The sequence below is a fragment of the Nocardioides sp. NPDC101246 genome, from assembly GCF_044767415.1.
Taxonomy (GTDB): Bacteria; Actinomycetota; Actinomycetes; order Propionibacteriales; family Nocardioidaceae; genus Nocardioides.
The window spans coordinates 157,414-178,068 of sequence record NZ_JBIWNX010000008.1 but is presented as its reverse complement, the minus strand read 5'-3'; the positions used below and the strand labels follow the sequence as shown (position 1 = coordinate 178,068).

Here is a 20,655-nt window from a genome sequence, read left to right as displayed (position 1 = left end):
GAGCCCTCACCTCACCGGGAGTCACGTATGCGTCGAACCATCAACCTGGCCACGGTCTGGACCGGACCGCTCTTCTTCGTCCTCTACCTGCTCGCGTTCGGCGTCATCGCCGGCTACCTGCCACCGCCGTCACCCTCGCTCACGGCGAACGAGGTCGTGCAGCTCTTCACCGAGGACGGACAACGGATCCGGTTCGGGCTCATCCTCGGGATGATCTTCTGCACGTTGATGTTCGGCTTCTTCGGGGCCTTCTCGGTGCAGATCGCGCGCATCGAGGGGCGCGTCCCGATCCTGGCGATGCTTCAGTTCGGCGCCGCCGTCCTGCTGATCGTCTTCTTCTTCGTCTGCCACATGCTCTGGATCGCGATGACGTTCCGGGACTACAGCGCACCGGCGATGCAGCAGATGAACGACCTCGCCTGGCTGATCTTCGTGATGGTCTTCCCCACCTACGTGCTGCAGATGATCTGCATCGCTCTGGCCGCCTTCATGGACACCGAGGAGCAGGCCTTCCCCCGCTGGTACGGCTGGTTCTGCCTGTGGGTCGGCATCAGCGGCAGCGGAGGCGCGATCGCTGTCTACTTCAAGTCCGGCCCCCTCGCCTGGAACGGCGTGATCGGCTTCTGGATCCCGATCGTCATGTTCGCCATCTGGCTGTGCGCCTCCGTCCCGGTCCTGCTCCGGGCGGTCCACAGCCAGTTCGACCAGCTGGACGCGGCAGACGCCGCGGCGGCCTGAGGCTGGAGGAGCATCGTGGAGGCTCGTACGCAACGCATCCTCATCTGGTCGGGACCACTCATGGTCCTGCTCTTCCTGGTCTCGTTCCTCTTCATCGCGGGCTATATCCCACCCTCGAGGCCGAGCGAGAGCGCCGACGGACTGGCCCGCATGTACACCGACCGCTCGAACGCGATCCTCGCCGGAATGATCGTGGCCATGATCGGGTCCACACTGCTGACACCCTGGGGCGTCGCCATCAGCGGCCAGATCAAGCGGATCGACGGAGCGCGTGCCCTCGCCGACACCCAGATGCTGTCGTCCGGCCTCGGCGCGCTGACGTTCATCATCCCGATCACCCTGTGGATCGCCGCCGCCTACCGGCCCGACCGCGATCCGGGCATCACCCAGGTGCTCCAGGACATCGGCTGGCTCCAGTTCGTCTGCGTGGTCTGGGTCGTGTTCCTGCAGATGATCGCGATCGGCTGGGCGATCCTCATCGACCGGCCGGAACGTCCGGTTCTCCCCCGTTGGGTGGGCTACGTCAACCTCTGGTGCGCGGCGGGCGTCTTCCCTGCAGGGTTGGTCCCGTTCTTCCACGACGGACCCTTCGCCTGGAACGGCGCCATCGGCTTCTTCGTGCCGCTCCCGTGCTTCTGCATCTGGATGCTCTGCACGAGCTGGGGCGTGTTCCGCGCCGTCAACCAGCAGGTCGAAGACGGCACCGAGCCGAACGTTCCGGCCCGCACCTGCGGCTGCACCGGCTGCGGACGGCAGGCATGACGGAGAGCGTCGTACGCCGCACCCCGAGTCGTCCGCGGTGCCCCGGGTGACCTCAGCGCCCCGCCTGCGCCATGAACCCCGCGTAGACGAACTGGACGACGGCCTCGGTGAGGCGCTCCGGGTCGCGGTTGGGACTGTCGGTCGCGAAGATGAGGTCACCGAAGGTCGCCACCGACAAGATCACGCCCAACGCCAGCGAGACCGCCATCTCGGCGTCGTCACCACCTTCGCCGACCAGCGTCAGCGCGAACCTGCGTACGGCCTGGCCGTGCGTGCCGTCGGTGGCGATCTCCTGGGGCCCGCTCTCACGCTGGGCCAGCGCCCATGCGACGAGCAGGCCCTGGTGCTCGCTCACGAAGGCCAGCAGCTGAACGACGAAGACCCGGACCTTCTCCTCGAGCCCAGGGCCGCCTTCCTGCTCCTCCCAGTCGACCAGAAACCCATCGACGAAGGTGCGCGCCGGCGCGATGATCGCCTCCTCGAAGAGGCCTGACTTCGAACCGAAGTAGCGATAGACGAGTGTCTCGGAGACCTCCGCACGACTGGCGACCTCGGCGAGGCGAGCGGCGTGGTAGCCGCGTTCGGAGAATACGGCCCGGGCGTGCTCGAGGACGGCCGCCCGCGCTTCCCCGCGTCGGTACGGACTGCGCCTGATCCCTGCCATGTCGTGTCCACTCTATCGGCGAGCCACGGTCGGCCCGGGAACGTCAGAAGGCGTCTGCCGCTATCGTGCGGGCGAGTGCGAGCACGGCCGGGGCGCCACCGGACGCCTCAGACCCCGACAGCGGCAAAGGCATCGAGGTCATCGATCGCTGTCGCGATCCGCTCGATGATCGCCAGGCTGATCTCGTCGGGCTGCATCTTCGGCTGGTACCACGCCCGACCGATCGTGAAGGTCCACGCCGAGAGTGGGTAGAACAGGCTCTGCCGGTAGCGCAGCATCGCCTCGTCGATGTCCGGCGCCTCACCTCCGGCCGCCGCCAAGTGCTCCAGATAGTGCTCCAGGAGGTCTCGCTCCCACGCACGCCGGTCCTCGGGCCGGCACGCGGAGGAGATGAAGTACGCAACATCGTAGGACCAGCCACCACGCATCACGACCTGCCAGTCGGTGATCCCCATGGCGCCATCGGCGGTGATATAGGTCTGGCCGGCGTGCGAGTCCCCGTGTAACAGCGTCGTGGGGAGGTCGTCGGTGCAGGTCCGGAGGCCCTCCTTCGTGCCTGCCCAGAGCCGGTCCGCCCGGCCCCGGAGCGCTGCTGGGATCACGGCGTCGGCCCGCTCCATCCCGACCTTGCAGCGGGCCTCGAAGTCGAGCATGTCCGCGACGTTGTTGTAGTGGTCGGTCGGGGTCTTGAGGACCTTGAGCTCCGGTGCGCCCCACCACGCGCCGTGGTAGGCCGCCATGTTGCGCAAGACGTCCTCGACCTGGCCGCGCGTCAGCGGCGCGGTCGGATGGACGAAGGTGGCGCCCTTGGAGGCGTCGATGTCCTCGAGCACGATGATGCTGCGCCAGGACTTCTCGTCGACCGCTCCCCAGTAGCCCCGCGGCGCCTCCATCTCCACCTCGGGGCGGAAGGTCAGGAAGAACTGCGTCTCCCCGTGAAGCACGTCGGCCCCTCCGAGCAGGAGCCGCTGGGTGAAGCTGGCCGACGACTTGGTGAACAGCTCCGTCGGCAGGCCAGCGGCTCGCCCGGCAGCGTTGTAGACCACCCGGAGTGCGGCGCGCTCCGACGTACCGCTGGAGCCGCCAGGACTGTGCCAGGACACCACCTTGGCACCGGGCACGCCCCTGCAGAGGACAGCGGTCAACCACTCCGGTGTGAGAGCGACACCGGAGGTCGGGACGTCGGCCGCCGCGCGCGGCGGCACGGTCCGGATCTTCTCCGAGAGGACATGTGCGCCGACGGTTGCGGCCCGTCCGGCCAGCCACACCTTCTTGTTCATGGCCGAAGTTTAGGCACACTCAACTATCTTTGTGAAGCATGCCGTATCAAAAACCCGGCGCCGCTCAGTAGGAGCGCGGCAGCCCCAGACTGTGCTCGGCGACGAAGTTGAGGATCATCTCCTTCGAGACCGGCCCCATGTTGAGCATGCGCACGATCCAGAAGTACGTCGCAAGCTGGTACTCACGGGTGACGCCGTTTCCGCCATGCACCCCGATCGCGGCATCCAGCGCCCGCAGACCCGACTCCGCACCCAAGAACTTGGCCGTGTTCGCCAGCTCGCCGACCTCCTGGCCGGCGTCATGGAGACGGCAGGCCCGTTCAGTGATGTCGATCGCTGCCACCATGTGGATATGAGCAGCAGCGAGCGGGTGCGCCACCGCCTGGTGCGCTCCGATCGGCACCCCCCAGACCTGACGTTCACGCGCATAACGGACCGCTTTCTCGAGCGCGTAGCGCCCGATGCCCGTGCAGATCGAGCTGGTCAGGATGCGCTCGGTGTTGAGACCGGTGAACGCCACCGCGAGCCCCCTGCCGTCCTCCCCGACCCGATCAGCCACAGGCACCCGGACGTCGTCGAAGTGGAGCTGCCAGCTCTGCTCGGGCTGGTTCATGACGGTGGGGATCCGCGTACGCGACAGCCCCTCCGCATCAGCGTCGACCACGAAGACAGAGAGCCTTCCCCTGCCGGCCGAGTCCTCTCCGGTCCGCGCCACCACCATGATCCGCGTCGACGCCTCGACGCCGGTGATGAACACCTTCTCCCCATTGAGCACATAGGTGTCACCATCGCGACGCGCGGAGGTCGCCATCCGATGAGCGTTCGAGCCGGCATCCGCCTCGGTGATCGCAAATGACCACCGCTCCTCACCGGAGGCGAGCTTCGGCAGCCACCGGGCCTTCTGCTCCTCGCTGGCACTGCGAGCCAGGATCGTGCCGGTCACGCCCGGCGAGAAGAGGATCGCGAGTGCCGGCACCCCAGCCATCGCGGTCTCTTCGACCACCATGGCGAGCTGGCGCAGGCCCGCTCCCCCACCGCCGTACTCCGTAGGCAGATGTACACCGAGGTAGCCGGCCCCGCCGAGCTCCGCCCACAGATCCCGTGCCGCGCCGCCGGCGTCGACCTGACTCTGGAAATAGTCCGGCCCGTAGCCGCGCGCGATCCGGCGCACGGCCTCCCGCACCGCGACCTCCTCGTGCATCGACTGATCGAACCCCACGGGCTCCGCCTGCGTCATCGTCATTCCTCCTTGCCTCGAGGCGCCCGTGGCGCCGTGAACGTCCTGCATCTCAAGAACGTTGACAGTTTATGAGGCAACCTGTCTACTAATTCCGTCTCGCATTGGACACCCAGGGAGGAAACCCATGCCCACGATCGGCGGACTGGTCCTACAGAACGGCCTCCGAGTTCCCGCGCGGGAGGCCATGGTCGCCGGGAAGGACCGCCTGACCTGGGAAGAAGTGTCGCTTCGCGCCCGCCAGCTGGCCACCGTCCTGTCCAAGCAGGGCGTGGAGCACGGCGACCGGGTTGCGATCGTCGCCACCAACTCCGGGCCGTACATCCTCGCGGAGTACGCAACCTTGCTGCTCGGCGCCATCGTCGTCCCCGTCAACGCGAAGCTGACCGCCCCCGAGATCGCCGTGATCCTCGAGGACTGCGAGCCGGTGCTCGTCCTGACCGACGACACCACGAGCGCGCCGGTCGCGGCCGCCAGGAACGAGACGACCCGCGACTGCGTCGTGCTCGCGCTCGCGCTCGACGACGCCATCGCCTCGGCCCACCAGACCGACCCCATCGACGGCGACCGGGCCACAGAGTCGGACGATGCCTTCATCACCTACACCTCAGGCACGACGGGACGACCGAAGGGCGTGCTCGCCGACCACCACCGAGCGCTGTGGGCCGGACTCGCGCAGATGGCGTCGATCGGCTTGCGCGACGGTGACCGCTACCTGCACCTCTCCCCGCTCTACCACTCCGGCGGCGTGGTCTTCACGACCGTCGTGACGCTGCTGGGCGGGACCCATGTGCTCGCCGGGGCCTTCGCGCCCGGACCGGTCCTCGAGCTGATCGAGACAGAGGGGATCACCGCGTTCCTCGGTGTCCCGACGATGTATCAGCAGCTCCTCCGACACCCGGACTTCGACGATCGCGATCTCGGCTCGCTCCGCGTGGCAACCTTCGGCGCTGCCGCCATGCCGGGCGAGACCGTCGAGGAGCTGCTCGCACGTCTACCAGCCATCGACCTCTATCAGCTGTGCGGCCAGACCGAGGCCGGCCCGACCGGCCTCTTCTCGACGACCGCCCAGGTGCGGGAACGCCCCGACTCCACCGGCCACCAGTCACAGCCGTTCCTCGCCCACAGGCTCGTGGCGCTGGACGGTGGCCCGGTCGGCGAGGGTGAGGTCGGCGAGGTGCTCTTCCAGGGCGAGGCGGTGATGAAGGGCTACTGGCGCGCACCGGAGGCGACGGCGGAGACACTGACGGACGGATGGCTCCACACAGGCGACCTCTTCCGCCGGGATCCCGACGGAACGCTCGTGCTGGTCGACCGCCGCAAGGACGTGATCATCACGGGCGGACAGAACGTCTACTCCGCCGAGGTCGAGCGAGTGGTCCTCACCCATCCGGCCGTCCTCGACTGTGCGGTGATCGGTCGCCCCCACGACGAGTACGGCGAGACGATCGTCGCCGTGGCGCAGCTGGCAGCGGGGACGTATCTCGATCTCGAAGAGCTGCGCGCACACTGCGCCTCCTCCTTGGCGCGCTTCAAGATCCCGCGGGAGCTGACGGTGGTCGACACGGTCCCGCGCAACGCGGGCGGCAAGCTGCAGAAGCATCGGCTCCGTACGTGCCTCGAAGCGGACTGAGACGGCATCCGCCCAACGACGAACGCCGGTGACGCCGCAGAGCGGCATCACCGACGTGTCACCGGCCGAACCGGTGTGTCACCGGCCCGAGATCAGATCAGCGGAAGTCCATCCAGTGACCATGAGGCGTCCAGCCCATCAGGAACGGGAGCTCGACCTTGCAGACCGGCCCGGCGCTGATGTCGTCGGTGTCGAAGATCTGATACTCACCACGCTTGTCGGCCCACCACGAGACCGGGACGATGATGTAACCGTCACCCTCGGGCGAGTCAGGCTTGCGCGGGGCGAAGGTCGCCTCCAGGACGGCCGCCGGCTCGTTGTCACGGATCTGATAGGTCTGCTCCGAGAGCGTCTTCATGTTCGTGACGGTGAGGTTGTTCATCTTCATACCACCGCGCTTGACGATGCCGCCGACCGAGTAGCCCCACTCGTAGCCCTTGCCGTAGTAGCGCTCATCGACCTTCGGCAGCTCCGAGGGACGATCGGAAAGCTGCTCGGCCTTCGACCTGCCCGTCTTGAGGTCGATGATCCAGCGCCCCAGGTGGCTCTTCGCGATCGAGAAGAAGAGTGCGATGTCGTCACCTTCCTCGAAGTCCTGCTCGAACGGGAACGGAGGGCGGTTGAAGATCGGGCCGTCGAGCTGGAGCTCGTCCCCGACGACGTTCGCCGACATCGTGTGCATGATGTACTGCGCCGGGAGATCGGTCTTGATCCAGCGGATCTCGCCGTGCAGATCGTGACGCGGAATGAGCGCGATCACGATCGGCAGCTCAGGGTTCCACTCCCAGATGTTCTTGCCGGCCTTGATCCGCTTCTTGTCCGCGAGGAACGGCTGGAACGGCATGACGACCCACTCCGGCGTGAGCCAGATGTCGTGGGCGACCGTGTTGTACGGCGCATCCCACAGCTCGCGGGTGTCGACCGTGCCGTCGGGCTGCACATAGTGCATCACGACGTACGGCGCTTCGTCACTGTAGGTCCAGCCGTAGAGGACACCCGTGTCCGAGTCCCACTTGGGGTGCGCAGAGAAGGTCGCGTCACCGTAGGCCGCCGGCGTGTGCAGGCCGGAGGTCAGCCGCGGCGACCACGGAACGATTCCCTTGGTCTCCAGCGTCATCGGGTCGATGGCGATCGGCGGGCCACCCTGCTCGCTCGCCGCGAGCATCTCCCCCTGGAACGGGAAGATGTTGATGTTGGAGACACCGCGCGAGACGCCTTGGTTGCCCAGGTCGCGCTTCACTTCGCCGTAGGCGGTGTCGCGCCAGTCGCCGAACCCGCCATCCTCCCACTCGAACATGCCCTGCTTGCGGGCCTCCTCGAGGACGTACTTCGGCGTACGGACCCAGCGGTTCTTGAAGTTGGCGACCCCGTCCTCGAACGTGATCGCCTGCACCATGCCGTCCATGCTCAGCAACGGATTGGTGCCCTGCCGGGTCGGGCGCTTCCACGTCGGGCCTACGCGGTAGAAACCGCCGGCAAGGTCCTTCGGGATCTCACCGTGGGTGACGATGCACTCGTCGACCGTTGCCTCGAAGCGCATCGGCTGGAACGGGCCGCGCAACGAGTTCTCGACGGGCAGGTTGTAGCTCATCTCTGCTCCTCTGATTCAAGACTGGCGTGAACGATCGTTCACATGCAATTAATGAGACGGTACCACTCAGAAAGTGCGATGACCAGCGCTCAGGCTATTGACGCAGGGTCGGCGAGCATTGTTTTATGGACAACGCGTTTCAAAATTGTCTCAGGAGTCCGGTCCGGTCCGGGCGCGTCGTCGGGAGTGTCATGGGTGTTGAGATCAAGATCGAGGAGCTCACCAAGAGCTTCGGCAAGCAGCTCATCTGGAAGGACGTCACGCTGACGGTCCCTGCCGGCGAGATCTGCGTGATGCTCGGGCCGTCCGGCACAGGAAAGTCGGTCCTCCTCAAGACCCTGATCGGCCTCCTCAAGCCCGATCACGGCTCGGTGACCATCGAAGGCACCGACATCGCCCACTGCAGCGCCGCCGAGCGCTACGAGCTGCGAAAGCTCTTCGGCGTCCTCTTCCAGGACGGTGCGATGTTCGGCTCGATGAACCTCTACGACAACGTGGCCTTCCCTCTCCGCGAGCACACCCGCAAGTCTGAGTCCGACATCAGGAAGATCGTGATGGAGAAGATGGACCTCGTCGGCCTCACGGGCGCCGAGTTCAAGCTCCCCGGCGAGATCTCCGGTGGCATGCGCAAGCGTGCCGGCCTGGCCCGCGCACTGGTGCTCGACCCGGAGATCCTGCTCATCGACGAGCCGGATTCCGGCCTCGACCCCGTGCGTACCTCGTTCATCAACCAGCTCTTCGTCGACCTCAACGCTCAGATCGAAGCGACCTTCCTCATCGTCACGCACGACATCAACACCGCCCGCACCCTGCCGGACAACATCGGGCTGCTCTACCACAAGCACCTGGCGATGTTCGGTCCGCGCGAGATGCTCCTCAGCTCGGAGGAACCGGTCGTGCGTCAGTTCCTCAACGCCCAGACCGTCGGCCCGATCGGCATGTCGGAGGAGAAGGACGCCGACGAGCTCGCCGCGGAGATGGGCCTGGAACTCCCGCCCCTGCCGCCGATCCCGCTCCAGCTCCAGACGTCCAGCGGCATCCCGCGCAAGACGCAGCCGACCCCGGGCGAGTGGTGCCGCCTCAACGGGGTCACCCCACCTCCGGGCTCCTTCGCAGGCAGCGACGGCCTCGGTATCGCTCCGGAGACGATCAGCGCGTGAACATCTACAGCCCCGAGGGCACCCTCGACGCCATCACCGACAACTGGATCGGAGTCGTCGCCATCGGCGGTGTCTCGATCGTCGCCATGTGGGTCTTCTTCATCGAGGCTGCCCGGATGAGCCACCGCGACCGGGTCGCACCGATGGCGCTCTGGATGACCGCACTCTGGTGGCCGCACGACGGCAACTATCTGCTCGACTTCGACCTGTGGTTCGGCACCTACGACCACTGGTTCATGAAGCTGTTCTGGTTCGCGATCATCGTCACCTTCCTCTCGGAGACGACCTACGTCGTCCAGACCGTCCGTTACGGTCGCGATGAGCTGTCACCAGGTCAGTCACAACGCGCGCACACGTTCCGCGTGCTCGGGGCCGTGGCCGCGGGAGTGATCAGCTGGTCCCTCCTCAAGGGCGCACTGCACGACCCTCTCTATCTGCTCAGCTTCATGGGCACCCTCCTGTGGGGGCTCCCGTCCGCCTCCGCGCTCCTGCTGCGACGTCGCTCGGCAGCCGGCCAGTCGCTCCTGGAGTGGCAGGCCTTCGCCGTGATGACGTTCTGCTACAGCGCTGCGTCCATCTTCTTCTTCGGCGGCGGCTTCTTCCACTCGTGGCAGTACGTCGGGATCTGTCTCGCAGCGTGCATCTGGAGCATCGTGGTCGTACAACGACTCAAGGCCGTCGGAGCAGTGCCGAGCTCCTGGTCCCAGGTACCTTCCTCCACGCCACGCACGGCCACCGTTTCCTAGACTGGAGCGATGAGCCGCGACCAACGCATCCTCCGCGCCGCGGAAAAGCTCTTCCACGAGCGGAGCTTCGACGGCACCGGCGTCGATGCGATCGCCCGCGAGGCCGGGATCACCGGCTCGGGCGTCTATCGACACTTCGGGAGCAAGGCCGCCATCCTCCTTGCACTCATGGAGGAGGTGGCCGACACCCTTCTCGAGCGTGTCGGCTCGCCCCTCTCCGATCACCGCGAGGATCTCGAGCTGCTGCTCACCACACACGCGGCCGTCGTCGACGAACAACCGCGGCTCGTCGACGTGTGGCGACGCGAGCAGCACAACCTGGCCCCGCCGGACGCCGCGGAGTTCCATGCCCGCCAGCGCCTGTACGTCGACCGCTGGGTGCCCACCCTCGACGCCTGCCATCCAGGGCACACGCGGTCCGAGCTCGTGACGGCCATGCACGCCGTGCACGACCTGCTGACCTCGGACAGCTCGCGCCGCCGCGACGGTGCTGGGTCAGGGGCACCGGCACAGCAGCTGCTGGTCCACATGGCGCGGGCAGCGCTCGACGCACTCAGCCTTGATCCGGCGGTGCCAGCACCCCGGACATGACAGCAGCGCCCATCTCCCGGAAGTGCGGCCAGGAGAACGGGCGCTGCTGCGATCAGAGGGGCGCTAGGCGCCGCTCGGCACCTCGACGTACTCGGTGCGGTCGAGGTCGTGCAGGCGGCCCCAGTAGTCGAGGTAGGTCCACGGACTGCTCACCACGACCCGGCCGGCCTCGTTGCGATACCAGTTGGTCATGCCCGGGTGGCTCCAGATGCACAGCTCCAGCTCGGCGTCGAGCTCTTCGTTGTACTTCGTGAAGACGTCCTCGCGGACCTCCACACTGTCGGCTTCACCGGTCGCGAGAAGCGCGACCGCCTGCATCACGTAGCGGATCTGGAACTCGCACGCCAGGAACGCACTGCCGCCGTGGCCGGCGTTCGTGTTGGGGCCGTTCAGGATGAAGAAGTTCGGGAAGTCGGGAACCGTGACGCCGAGGTAGGCCCGTGCGTCGTGATAGCCCCACTGCTCGGCGAGCGTCTTGCCGGACAGGCCCCGGATCTCCATCGGCCAGAGGAACTGCAGCGCCTTGAACCCGGTGGCCCAGACGATCACGTCGGCATCGTGCTGATCGCCGGACTCCCCCACCACACCGTTCTCGTTGATCTGCGAGATGCCCTCGGTGATCAGCTCGACGTCGTCGCGCTTGACGGTCTGGAACCACTTGTTGTCGAGCAGCGGCCGCTTGCCGTACGGCGGGTAGTCGGGGAGGCAGGCGTCCAGGAGGTCGGTACGCTCCCCGAGCTGATCCTTGATGTACCTCGTCAGGAACTGGCGGTGACGCTCGTTCTGCGTGTTGATCGATCGATCCGTCTGGGTCCACTCGGGGTCGATACGCAGCGACGAGTGGAGGCGGTCGCTGAAGTTCCAGAAGGCGCGCAGCCGGTACCAGCGGGTGTACAACGGCACGCGACGCATCAGGTAGCGCACCCCGTCGGGGACGTTGCGGTGGTAGTTCGGGTGCGGCACGGCCCACTGCTTCGAGCGCTGGAAGACCATGACCTTCTCGGCATCCCCTGCGATCGTCGGAACCAGCTGCATTGCACTGGCACCGGTCCCGATCACGGCGACTGTCTTCCCGGAGATCTCCGCCGAGGAGTCCCACGCCGCAGTGTGCATCACCGGGCCGGCAAAGGTCTCGGCTCCTTCGACGTTCGGGATCGAGGGGCGGTTGACCATGCCGACAGCGCTCACCAGCACCGGAGCCTCGAGGGCGTCGACGACACCGTCGGTCTCCTTCGTCTCCACCACCCACTTCGAGCGCTCAGCGTCGTACGTCGCGCGGACGACCTCGACGCCGAAGCGAATGTGGTCCAGCAGGTCGTACTCCTGCACGAGGCGGTCGAGGTAGTCGTGCACCTCGGGGCGCTTGGCGAAGAAGCGCGACCACTCGGCGTTCGGGGCAAAGGAGAAGGAGTAGAGGTGGCTGGGCGTGTCCACGCCGCAGCCCGGGTAGGTGTTCTCCCACCACGTGCCGCCGATGGCGTTGTTCTTCTCGAGGATCGTGAACGGGACGCCGGCGGCCTTCAGCTTGATCGCCAGCCCGATGCCCGAGATTCCGGCGCCGATGATCGTCACGCCGAACCCAGGACGGATCGAGGCAGGGACGTCGATGTCTCGCGGCGCCTCGCCGAGTTCCTCCGCGAGCAGCTCGCCGTACTCCTCCGGGATCTCCTCGACGAGGGCGGCCCCCAGCATGCGGGTGACCTTCTCCGGCGACAGCGGCTGCGCGGCAGAGGTGTTGTCCGCCTCGCTGGCGAGGATCGCGTTCAGCGCCGCGGCGCGGATCACCTCCTGGACCGCCTCAGGAAGCTGGCCGCTGTCGTTGTCGTCCAGAACCGGACCGCGCTGCGGCACATACGGCTCCTGCAGCCAGGTGTCGTCGCCCGTGAGGTGGGCGAGGACCAGGACGAGCGTGGGGATGTTGGCCTGCTCGAGCGCAGCCGCGAGCTGCTCCCGGTCCTCGCCCTCGCGGACGTCGACTCCACTGATCGTGTCACTCACTGGCTTCCTCCGAAACGCGTCACACCGGGGTCAGCCGGCGGGCAACGTGATACGGCGCTATGCGCCATCACGTTATTGAGTATGTGTGTCTCAATAATGCCCTGAGCCTGGCCGCAGCGTCAACTCGCCCCGTCCAGAACCCGCTCCATCCAGCCAGAAATACAGCGATGGCCGGTCGTAGTCCGACCGGCCATCACCCTTCGACTGCTGCGCTCAGCTACCCGACCAGACGGGATCACGCTTCTCCACGAACGCACGAGCACCCTCCGCGGCGTCGGCCGAGGAACGCACCGGATCCGTGTGGACCCGCTGGCGCACGAACTCCTCCTCCGCGGACCAGTCGGCGGACTCGACAACGATCCGCTTGGCGGCACGGATCGCGAGCGGGGCGTTCGCCGCCACCGCAGCGGCAAGCTCACGCGCCGTCTCGAGCGCCGCACCGGAAGGCGCCACCCGGTTCACAAGACCCCACTCCCGCGCCTGGGCCGCCGCCATCGGCTCCCCCGTCAGGACCATCTCCATCGCGATGCCGTACGGGACGCGTCGAGGCAGACGCAGGACGCCACCTGCGGCGGCAACGAGACCGCGCTTGACCTCGGGAAGACCGAGCATCGAGTCCTCGGCAGCGACGACCAGGTCGCACGCCAAGGCGATCTCGAGTCCGCCCCCCAGGGCCTTCCCCTCGATCGCAGCGATGATCGGCTTCGCCGGCGGACGCTCTGCAATGCCGAAAGCACCGCGTACGTCGTCGATCGGCCGTTCCTTCGTCGCACTGAACGCCTTGAGATCCATGCCGGCACAGAAGGTGGAACCGGCTCCGGTCAGCACGATGACCGAGACGTCGTCACGCGCGTCGGCCTCGTCGAGCGCGGCGGCGATCGCGACCGCCGTCGGCCGGTCGATCGCGTTGCGCACCTCCGGCCGATTCAGCGTGACGGTGGCGATGCCGCCGGCGACCTCGACGAGGACTGCGTCACTCATCGAGGAGCCATCCGGATCGCGCCGTCCAGTCGGATGGTCTCGCCGTTGATCATGCCGTTGTCGATGATCGAGAGGGCGAGCTTGGCATACTCGTCCGGCTGACCCAAGCGGCTCGGGTGCGGCACGGTCGCCGCCAACGAGCCGCGCACGTCTTCACTGAGTCGATTGAGCAGCGGCGTGTCGAAGGTGCCGGGCGCAATCGTGCACACGCGGATCTGCTTGCGAGCCAGGTCACGGGCGGCGACGATCGTCATACCCACGACTCCCGCCTTGGCCGAGGCATACGGGATCTGGCCGATCTGACCCTCGAACGCCGCCACCGACGCGGTGAGGATGCACACGCCACGATCACCGTCGACAGGCTCGTTCTTCGCCATCCGTGCCGCAGCCAGACGCAGGACGTTGAAGCTGCCGATCAGGTTGATCCCGATGACCTCGCTGTAGAGGTCGATGTCCCCGGGCGAACCGTCCTTGTTGACCAGGCGGACCGCACCACCGCGCCCGGCACAGTGGACCAGGGCCCGCACGGGGGCGACCGCTTCGGCGGCGTCGTAGGCGGAATTGACCTCGTCAGCGTTGCGAACGTCGGCCGGGGCGAAGACCGCCTTGTCGCCCAACGACTCAGCGACGGCCTTGCCGTCCGAGGCCGGCAGATCGACGAGGACGACCACCTCGGCGCCTGCTTCGAGGAGACGCTTCGCGGTGGCGAGCCCAAGGCCGGACGCGCCGCCGGTGACGACCGCCGAGGAACCTGTGAGATTCATGCGAGAACCTTCCAATATTTTTGAAATCGCTTGTCTCGAATATACTTCGACGCGTAGGGGCGGTCAATCGCCGCGCCAGCACACCTTCCGGAGGAGTCGCATGAACACGACCACCCACCTGCTCGTCGAGCGTCGCGACGGCTATGCCGAGGTCACGCTCAACCGGCCCGAGCGCTACAACGCGCTCAACCACGCCCTCGTGGGTCAGCTGCGGGAGACCCTGGAGGAGCTCGAGACCGACCCGTCGGTACGGGCCGTCATCCTCACCGGCGCGGGCCGCGCCTTCTGCTCGGGCGCCGACCTCAGCGCCGGACCAAGCGATGTCGAGGACGTGATCCGTCGCCTCTACATCCCGCTTGTCACGACGATGACCGAGATGTCGACGCCCATCGTGGCCGCGGTCAACGGGGTGGCCGCCGGCGCCGGCTTCTCGCTCACCCTGGGAGCCGACCTCAGGATCGCCTCCGCCGAGGCTTCGTTCTCCCTTTCCTTCGTCAAGGTCGGCCTGGTGCCCGACGCGGGCGCCACCTGGCTCCTCCCCCGCCTCGTCGGGGCCACACGCGCCGCCGAGATCGCTCTCCTGGGGCGCAAGGTGACCGCAGCGCAGGCGGAGTCCTGGGGTCTCGTCAACGAGGTGGTCGACGCCGATCACGTGCTGACGCGAGCGCGAGAGGTGGCCACCGAACTGGCCGGCCTGTCCGCCTCGGTCGGGACCATTCGCAGGCTCCTGCGGGAGGCATGGTCAACCAACCTCGACCAGCAGCTCGACGCCGAGGCGACCGCCCAAGGCGACTCCCAGCGGCACCCCCACTACGCCGAGGCGAAGCAGGCGTTCAGCGAGAAGCGGGCTCCGCGCTTCTGGTGAGCCCGGGCTGAGGGCACCGGCGATCCCGCGTGCGACTCGTCGCGGCATCGTCAAACAGCAGGCGGGCCGGTCTCGTCTCCCGACGAAACCGGCCCACCACGGCCTCAGCATCCAGGACCCTCTCGGGACGGTCACGCCTGCTCCGCGACCCCGTCCCGGAGCAGCCCGTCGATGTCAGAGACGCCCAGCTCCGTGAACACCTCCCGCGTGTGAGCGCCGATCGCCGGCGGTGCCTCCGGCACACCTGACGCAGTGCGACTGAAGCGCGGTGCCGGCGCAGGCTGGTTGACGCCACCGACGTCGAGGAACGAACCGCGCTCAGCGAGGTGCGGGTGGTCCGCCGCCTCGACCAGCGACAGCACGGGGGCAACACAGGCGTCGGTTCCCTCGAACACGGCCGTCCACTCCGCACGGGTCCGCGACGCGAACGCGCTCTCGAAGGCGGAACGGAGCTCGCCCCAACGCTTCGGGTCCGAGCGATCCCCCTGCTCGGGCGAGAGACCGAGCAGTCGCACGAACTCGTCGTAGAACTGCGGCTCGAGCGCGCCGACGGCCATCCACAGATCGTCGGACGTACGGTACGTGTCGTACCAGGGCACCCCACCGTCGAGCATGTTCGCGTGCGGCCGGTCGCGCCAGAGGCCGGAGGCCAACATGCCATGGAGCAGGCCCGTCAAGGAGCTCGCGCCGTCGACGATGGCACCATCCACGACCTGGCCCAGCCCGGATCGCGCCGCCTCCCAGCACGCGGCCAGGATTCCCGTCACGAGGAACATCGAGCCACCGCCGAAGTCGCCCACCAGGTTGAGGGGCGGCACCGGCTTGCCGTCCGGACCCGCAATCGCACCAAGGGCACCGGTGATCGCGACATACCCGATGTCGTGGCCGGCAGCCTGGGCAAGCGGACCTTCCTGGCCCCAGCCGGTCATCCGGCCGTAGACCAGCCTCCGGTTCACGGCCCAGCAGTCCTCCGGCCCGACCCCGAGACGCTCGGTCACCCCGGGTCGGAAGCCCTCGATGAGCACGTCCGCGTGCTCCACGAGCTCGAGGACGGCCTGGCGACCCCGCGGATCGCGGATGTCGAGGACGACCGAGCGACGGTTGCGACGGAGTACGTCCTTCTGGGGAGGAACACTGCTGCCCGGCCTGCCGGGCCGCTCGACACGGATGACCTCCGCTCCCATGTCCGCCAGGAGCATCGCGGCGTACGGCCCCGGGCCGATGCCCGCGAGCTCCACGATGCGCATACCCGCGAGAGGTCCACGGTCGGTGCCGAGCTGGGGGCTGCCGACCGCGTCCGCGATCTCCTCGATGCCGTGACTCTCAGGCACTCGGGGTCCTTTCGTTTGCGGGTACGCCGACTAGTCGGCGTACATCTCCTCGATCTGGGGGGCGTACTTGCTGGTGATCACCCGACGCTTGAGCTTCGCGGTCGGCGTGAGCTCATCGCTGTCCGGAAGCCACGCCGAGCCGAGCACGGTGTACTTCTTGATCTGCTCGTTGCCGTGCAGCCGCTTGTTGGCGCGGGCGATGACGTCGTCGATCGCGGCGAGAAGGCTCGGGTGCGTGACGAGTTCGTCGAGCGGCAGCTGCTCGAGGCCGAGCTCGCGAGCGCGCACCGGAACCGCCTCTGGGTCGAGGGTGATCAGCGCGGTCACGTACTTCCGGGCGTCACCGATGACAACGACCTGGCCGACCAGCGAGCTCTCACCGCGGACCGTCGACTCGATGTTCGCGGGCGACATGTTCTTGCCCGCCGAGTTGATGATGATCTCCTTCTTGCGGTCGACGATGGAGATGAAGCCGTTCTCGTCGATCTCGGCGATGTCGCCGGTGTGGAGCCAGCCGTCGGGGTCCACCGTGTCGGCGGTGGCCTGGGGCTGCTTGCGGTAGTCGGCGAAGTTGAGCCTGCCGCGCACCAGCAGCTCGCCGTCCTTCAGCTGCTTGACCTCGACGCCCGGGAGCGCCTTGCCGGCCGAACCGGTCTTGTAGTCGTCCACGCGATTGAAGACGTTGAGCGACCCTTCGGTGAGCCCGTAGGCCTCGAGCATCGGGATGCCGACGGCGCGGAAGAACTGCGAGAGCTCCGGGCTGGAGGGCGCACCGCCGACGAAGGCGGCCTTGATGCGGTCCAGTCCGAGCCGGGCCAGGATCGGCTGAAGGCGAGCAAGGAGCGCCTCGTGCTTGTCGACCAGGGCAGCGGCATCCTCCGGGCTCACACCCGAGCCGGCCTCGACCGCCTGGACCCGCTCGAGGCCCACGTCGATGACCTCCCGCAGAGCGCCGCGCTCCTCGTCGGGCTGACCCGCGATCATCGCCTGGATGCCGACCTGGAGCTTCTCCCACAGGCGGGGCACCGAGAAGAACGCGTCCGGGCGAGCCGCCACGAGCGCGGCCGGGACCTCCCTCATGTCCGGGCAGGCCGTGATCGTCGCACCCTTGGCGAGGCACATGTACTGGCAGGTGATCCGACCGCCGGCGTGCGCCATCGGCAGGAAGGAGATGATGCCCTCCTCCGGCACGGGCAGCGCCTCCGCCATCGCTCGCTGCGCGGACATGACCGTGTCATGGGTCCACTGCGCACCCTTCGGCGGGCCGGTCGTGCCAGAGGTGTAGATGAGGGTCGCCAGATCGTCCGCTGAGACCGCCTGCCAGGCAGCATCGACGTCGAACGCCGGGTCCCCGGCTGCCTCTACGTCGGCCAGAGTGACGACCGCGCCCGAGGCCTCACCGTCGACGACGACGACCTTCTCCACCTGGCCGTCGAGGACCGCAGCGGCCTCGAGTGTCTTGGGCAGGAAGGCCTGCTGGGTCACCACGACTCGCGCGTCGGCGTTGCGCAGCTGGTGCGCGATCTGCTCGGCGGGCGAGCTGTTGAAGATCGCGAACGGCACCGCACCGAGGTGCGCAGCACCGAAGTCGACCAGGTGGCACTCGGGCGTGTTGGGCAGCATGAGCGCCACCGTGTCGCCACGGCCGACCCCGATGCCAGCCAGCCCGGCAGCAATGCTGCGGACACGGGCGTCGACCTGGCTCCAGGTGAGGCTCACGCTTCCGTCGATCGTGCGAAGCGCCGGCTTGTCGGCGTACACGGCGACCGTGCACTGGAAGGCCTCGGGCACCGTACGTGCCTCGAGCGGGTGGGAGATTCTCGTGCTCACGGGTGGCTCCTGCTCTACTTCTTCTCGGACGGGGTGGAGGGGGTGCCCGGCACCGGCCGGCCGAGACGGCGGCGCCAGTCGTGCATGCCGACGAGGCGTAGTGCCTTGTCGGTGATGGCCGCCTTCTTCGGCGTGTACGGGTACCAGTGCAGCTCGCTCTTGAGGTTGACGCGCTCGCTGACGAAGGCCTGCTGACGGCAGTACTTCTGAACGATGTTGGGACCACCGAAGCGGTGACCGAGGCCGGACGACTTCCAGCCGCCCATCGGCAGGGGGAACTGGAAGACGTGGGTCATCGCGTTGTTGATGTTGACGCCCCCCGCCTCGAGTCGTCGACCAACCCGCTGGGCGCGCTCCTTCGAGGAGGTCCAGACGCTGGCCGAGAGGCCGTAGGGCGAGTCGTTGGCGAGGCGAATCGCCTCCTCCTCGTCAGCCACCTTCATGACGGGAAGCAGCGGACCGAAGGTCTCCTCGGTCATCGCGAGCATCGAGTGGTCGACCTCGGTGAGGACGGTCGGCGGGTAGAAGAGGCCCTTCTCCCCGCGCTTGCCACCCGTGATGACGGTGGCGCCCTTGTCGACGGCGTCGGCAACGTGGCGCTCGACGATGTCCATCTGGTTCTGGTTCGCGAGCGCGCCGTAGTCCGCCTCGAAGGCACCCGGAGCGTCGTGGCCGATACGAAGCCGATCGGCCTCATCTGCGAGGCGGCGGACGAACTCGTTGTAGGCCGGGGCCTCGACGTAGATGCGCTCAACCGCGACACACGACTGGCCGGAGTTGAACAGGCCGCCCCAGATCGCACCCTGGACGGCCCGGTCCAGGTCGGCGTCGCTCAGCACGACCATCGCGTCCTTGCCGCCGAGCTCGAGGCTCGAGGGAATCAGCCGCTCGGCGGCACGGACGCCGATCCGGCGACCCGTGGCGGTGGAACCGGTGAATTGGATCATGTCCACCTCGTCCACGACCGCCTGGCCGGTCTCGCCCAGACCCGTGGCGATGCCGAGCACCGGCGGGGCTCCGATCTCGTCCCACCCGCGGACGACCTCGGCCCACGCAAGCGGGGTGACCTCCGACGGCTTGGTCAGCACGGCAGCGCCTGCCATGAGGGCACCAGGAACGTCCATCATCGGCATCGCGACCGGGTAGTTCCACGGGGTGATGATGCCTACCAGCTGATAGGGCCGACGGAGCAGACGCAACCTCTTGGTCACCGCCGACACGTTGTGCGGCGTCCTCCGCTCGCCTGCGAGGAACTCCGCGCCGTGCTTGACCGCGTAGTTGATGACCTCGACGGCGACGAGGAGCTCGATCTGCGCGTCGCCCCAGCTCTTGCCGGCCTCCTTGTGCACGAGCCCGAGCACGTGGTCCTTGTTGTCGACGATCCAGTCGAGCCACGCGAGCAGGAACTTCTTGCGTCCCTCAGGCCCGATCTCCTCCCAGGCAGGCTGGGCGTCTCGGAGGCTCGCCGCCAGGGCCGCGACCTCCGCGGCGCCCATGTCGGTCACCGAGCCGACGATGCTGCCGTCGGCAGGGTTCACGACGTCGACGACGCGACGCTTCGCCGCCTTGGGAACGGGGTGGATGGACTCGTCGGTCGTCGACATAAGAGGAACTCCTCGGGATCGGGGACACCATGACATAGATTATGAGACAGTGAATCTCATTACAAGAGGAAACCGCTTGAACCTTTTGAGACACCGGATGGGTAATATTCTGGAAAGCACACTGCCCAACCGCCGATGGAGCCGACGATGACCGCAGATCCCACCGAGGGGCAGAAGACGAAGCGTCCGCGAGGACGCCCGCGACGCGACATCGACCCGGACGCCGTGGCCGACGCCGTCGCGGAGCTGTTCGCCGAGGGAGGGCTCGAGGCAGTGTCGATCCTGGACACCGCCGAGAAGCTCTCGGTGAGTCGAGCAACGCTCTACCGCACCGTGCCGACGAAGGAGCACCTCGTCGGCATCCTCTTCGAGCGGAGCACAGGCGAGCTCACCGAGTCCGCGCGTGCCATCGTCTCTGACACCGAGGACCCCGCCGACCAACTGCTGGGGCTGGTCCGCCTCCAGGTCGACGCCGCGATCAAGATGCGCCGATACATGCCGGTCTTCTTCGGCGGCGGCGACCTGCCACCCGAAGTCTTCGAGCGGTGGCATGAGTGGAGCCGCTCATATGAGGAGATCTGGGCCGACGTCATTCGTGCGAACGTCGAGACCGGCCAACTGAGCGACGTCGATCCCGCGATCACCGCCCGCCTCCTGCTCGGCGCGTGCATCTGGGTCTCCCGTTGGTACCGACCGAGCGATGTCTACGACGCGGAGGCGATCACGGAAACCGCTGTCTCCCTCACTCAGACACTCCTGGGAGGACCGAGCCGACAGCAATCGTCAGCGCGGCCCACCAAGAAGGCGGCAACTAAGAAGGCATCTGCCCAGAAGAAGACCGGCAGCAAGGCCTCTGGCAAGTCCTGACCGCGACCCGAGC

The 20,655-nt window shown here is 67.4% G+C and carries 18 protein-coding genes; 8 read left to right on the top strand and 10 right to left on the bottom strand.

Annotated features, from left to right (window positions below; translation table 11 throughout):
- Nucleotides 1-27 precede the first annotated feature (27 nt).
- Together ACIRON_RS16795 and ACIRON_RS16790 are read left to right on the top strand one after the other, a co-directional pair.
- Nucleotides 28-738: a hypothetical protein gene (locus tag ACIRON_RS16795; RefSeq protein WP_402993543.1), complete on the top strand. Its 711-nt coding sequence runs from the start codon at nt 28-30 to the stop codon at nt 736-738.
- 15 nt (nt 739-753) lie between these two features.
- A complete protein-coding gene (locus ACIRON_RS16790) occupies nt 754-1,500 on the top strand; it encodes a hypothetical protein (protein WP_402993541.1) in 747 nt (248 codons plus the stop codon).
- A 52-nt stretch (nt 1,501-1,552) separates the two neighbouring features.
- Here the strand turns inward: ACIRON_RS16790 and ACIRON_RS16785 are convergent, their stop codons facing one another.
- The 3 genes from ACIRON_RS16785 to ACIRON_RS16775 all read right to left on the bottom strand — a co-directional run bounded on the left by ACIRON_RS16785 (nt 1,553) and on the right by ACIRON_RS16775 (nt 4,687).
- The gene (locus tag ACIRON_RS16785) at nt 1,553-2,164 is read right to left on the bottom strand and encodes a TetR/AcrR family transcriptional regulator (protein WP_402993539.1); all 612 of its coding nucleotides are present in this window, start codon (nt 2,162-2,164) and stop codon (nt 1,553-1,555) included.
- Between the two features lie 107 nt (nt 2,165-2,271).
- Nucleotides 2,272-3,444, bottom strand: a complete 1,173-nt coding sequence (locus tag ACIRON_RS16780; protein ID WP_402993537.1) for a phosphotransferase — start codon at nt 3,442-3,444, stop codon at nt 2,272-2,274.
- A gap of 64 nt (nt 3,445-3,508) precedes the next feature.
- Nucleotides 3,509-4,687, bottom strand: coding sequence for an acyl-CoA dehydrogenase family protein (locus ACIRON_RS16775; protein WP_402993535.1), 1,179 nt, complete (start codon nt 4,685-4,687; stop codon nt 3,509-3,511).
- A 121-nt stretch (nt 4,688-4,808) separates the two neighbouring features.
- On the opposite strand from ACIRON_RS16775, the gene ACIRON_RS16770 reads away from it, so the two are divergent.
- Nucleotides 4,809-6,314, top strand: a complete 1,506-nt coding sequence (locus ACIRON_RS16770) for a class I adenylate-forming enzyme family protein (protein WP_402993533.1) — start codon at nt 4,809-4,811, stop codon at nt 6,312-6,314.
- A 97-nt stretch (nt 6,315-6,411) separates the two neighbouring features.
- Here the strand turns inward: ACIRON_RS16770 and ACIRON_RS16765 are convergent, their stop codons facing one another.
- The gene (locus tag ACIRON_RS16765) at nt 6,412-7,905 is read right to left on the bottom strand and encodes a carotenoid oxygenase family protein (RefSeq protein ID WP_402993531.1); all 1,494 of its coding nucleotides are present in this window, start codon (nt 7,903-7,905) and stop codon (nt 6,412-6,414) included.
- A gap of 191 nt (nt 7,906-8,096) precedes the next feature.
- On the opposite strand from ACIRON_RS16765, the gene ACIRON_RS16760 reads away from it, so the two are divergent.
- Genes ACIRON_RS16760 through ACIRON_RS16750 form a run of 3 tightly spaced genes read left to right on the top strand, consistent with a single transcriptional unit; the run spans nt 8,097 to nt 10,402 of the window.
- Nucleotides 8,097-9,065, top strand: a complete 969-nt coding sequence (locus ACIRON_RS16760; RefSeq protein ID WP_402993529.1) for an ABC transporter ATP-binding protein — start codon at nt 8,097-8,099, stop codon at nt 9,063-9,065.
- Nucleotides 9,062-9,811 carry a hypothetical protein gene (locus ACIRON_RS16755; RefSeq protein WP_402993527.1) on the top strand — a complete coding sequence of 250 codons (750 nt, stop codon included), beginning with the start codon at nt 9,062-9,064 and terminating at the stop codon, nt 9,809-9,811. The genes ACIRON_RS16760 and ACIRON_RS16755 overlap by 4 nt, the downstream gene beginning before the upstream one ends.
- Before the next feature lie 9 nt (nt 9,812-9,820).
- On the top strand, nt 9,821-10,402 hold the full coding sequence (locus ACIRON_RS16750; RefSeq protein ID WP_402993525.1) for a TetR/AcrR family transcriptional regulator: 582 nt from the start codon (nt 9,821-9,823) through the stop codon (nt 10,400-10,402).
- Between the two features lie 63 nt (nt 10,403-10,465).
- Here ACIRON_RS16750 and ACIRON_RS16745 read toward each other — a convergent pair whose 3' ends face one another.
- From ACIRON_RS16745 to ACIRON_RS16735, 3 genes are all read right to left on the bottom strand, one after another.
- Nucleotides 10,466-12,400, bottom strand: coding sequence for a flavin-containing monooxygenase (locus tag ACIRON_RS16745; protein WP_402993523.1), 1,935 nt, complete (start codon nt 12,398-12,400; stop codon nt 10,466-10,468).
- A gap of 213 nt (nt 12,401-12,613) precedes the next feature.
- Nucleotides 12,614-13,381, bottom strand: a complete 768-nt coding sequence (locus ACIRON_RS16740) for a crotonase/enoyl-CoA hydratase family protein (RefSeq protein WP_402993521.1) — start codon at nt 13,379-13,381, stop codon at nt 12,614-12,616.
- A complete protein-coding gene (locus ACIRON_RS16735; protein WP_402993519.1) occupies nt 13,378-14,145 on the bottom strand; it encodes an SDR family NAD(P)-dependent oxidoreductase in 768 nt (255 codons plus the stop codon). Before ACIRON_RS16735 ends, ACIRON_RS16740 begins: the two co-directional genes overlap by 4 nt.
- A gap of 100 nt (nt 14,146-14,245) precedes the next feature.
- Between ACIRON_RS16735 and ACIRON_RS16730 the strand changes: the two genes are divergently transcribed.
- Nucleotides 14,246-15,010, top strand: coding sequence for an enoyl-CoA hydratase/isomerase family protein (locus ACIRON_RS16730; RefSeq protein WP_402993517.1), 765 nt, complete (start codon nt 14,246-14,248; stop codon nt 15,008-15,010).
- Nucleotides 15,011-15,141: 131 nt separating this feature from the next.
- On the opposite strand, the gene ACIRON_RS16725 is transcribed toward ACIRON_RS16730, so the two are convergent.
- Genes ACIRON_RS16725 through ACIRON_RS16715 form a run of 3 tightly spaced genes read right to left on the bottom strand, consistent with a single transcriptional unit; the run spans nt 15,142 to nt 19,775 of the window.
- The gene (locus tag ACIRON_RS16725) at nt 15,142-16,341 is read right to left on the bottom strand and encodes a CaiB/BaiF CoA transferase family protein (protein WP_402993515.1); all 1,200 of its coding nucleotides are present in this window, start codon (nt 16,339-16,341) and stop codon (nt 15,142-15,144) included.
- Between the two features lie 30 nt (nt 16,342-16,371).
- Nucleotides 16,372-18,171, bottom strand: a complete 1,800-nt coding sequence (locus ACIRON_RS16720; protein WP_402993513.1) for an AMP-dependent synthetase/ligase — start codon at nt 18,169-18,171, stop codon at nt 16,372-16,374.
- Nucleotides 18,172-18,185: 14 nt separating this feature from the next.
- A complete protein-coding gene (locus tag ACIRON_RS16715; protein WP_402993511.1) occupies nt 18,186-19,775 on the bottom strand; it encodes an aldehyde dehydrogenase family protein in 1,590 nt (529 codons plus the stop codon).
- Nucleotides 19,776-19,922: 147 nt separating this feature from the next.
- Here ACIRON_RS16715 and ACIRON_RS16710 point away from each other — a divergent pair, with 147 nt between their 5' ends.
- Nucleotides 19,923-20,642 carry a TetR/AcrR family transcriptional regulator gene (locus tag ACIRON_RS16710; protein ID WP_402993509.1) on the top strand — a complete coding sequence of 240 codons (720 nt, stop codon included), beginning with the start codon at nt 19,923-19,925 and terminating at the stop codon, nt 20,640-20,642.
- Nucleotides 20,643-20,655 lie beyond the last annotated feature (13 nt).